We start from the raw sequence: 1,107 nt of genomic DNA, 5'->3' as shown, positions 1-1,107 counted from the left end.
TTGACAAACAAAAAAAAAATAAAATTATCTGGGGGGCTCTGACTCATTTAATGTTTTGTGGTGTAAAACAAAACCTTTTTCTATATACACTCGGTTTACATAAAAAAGTTGTGGGGGTGCACAAACGGAAGGTCCGAGCGGATGCTGTCTTGGTCAGCGAATTTTTGATCACGGCAAGTCCTGACTATATGAATGGGATGAGCGAGAAGGAGCAGCGGCGCTATTTTGAAACAGCGGTTGATCATTTGAAAGAGAAATACAGCGCTGAAAACATGCTTTATGCCACAGTCCATATGGATGAAGCGACTCCTCATATGCATGTTGGTATTGTACCGATCACGGAGGACGGTCGACTCTCTGCGAAAGATTTTTTTAATGGCAAATTGAAGATGAAAGCCATTCAAGATGATTTTCATCGGCACATGGTTGAAAACGGTTTTGACCTGGTACGCGGCGAACCAAGCGAAAAGAAGCATGAGAATGTTCACCAGTATAAAATAAATCAGCGGAAAGCGGAGCTTGAGCGGCTTAATGCTGAAATTGCTTTAAAGGAAAAGCAGAGAGAGGAACTGGAAAAGCAAAACAAAGCTGTTCAAGCAGTTATAGAAGTGAAAAAAGAATCGCTGACAGTTAAGGCTGAAGAGTTGAAAATGCCGACTATTGAACATGAAAAAGCGTGGCTCAAAAAGGATAAAGTCATTGTGCCGGAGCGGGAACTTCATGCTTTGTACGCCTATGCGGAGCAGAAAACTAAAACAGCAGCCGAGTTGGCGGGGCAATTGAAGTCGGAAACGAAGGAAAAGGAGCGCTGGCAGTCTATCGCCCGGCAGGAAGCAGATCGGGCGGATGAAAAAGACCAACGGCTTCAGGAACTGCAGAGTAGGATCCATTCGGAAGTTGAAGCGTCCAAAAAGGAGATGCGGCGCAAGCTTGCAAAGGAATTTACGGAAGAGCAGCGTCAGGATCTGCGGCAGGAAGTGAAAGAGGAACTGACGACTTTACGAACGGAAAACGAGGAACTGTCAGCTGAAAATAAAGTTTTGATCATTCAAAGAAAAAGCGATGCTGCGGTGAGCTTAAAACTAAAACAGGAAGTTGATAAGAGTA

General features: G+C 44.1%; 1 protein-coding gene. It reads left to right on the top strand.

The window, feature by feature from the left end:
• Positions 1 to 1,107 (top strand): MobV family relaxase (gene mobV / locus ACFWWQ_RS29600; protein ID WP_384602343.1); only part of this gene is annotated, 1,107 nt, incomplete at both ends.

This window comes from Streptomyces sp. NPDC059080 (assembly GCF_042739975.1).
Classification (GTDB): domain Bacteria; phylum Actinomycetota; class Actinomycetes; order Streptomycetales; family Streptomycetaceae; genus Streptomyces; species Streptomyces benahoarensis.
This window is presented reverse-complemented; position numbering and strand designations above follow the sequence as displayed.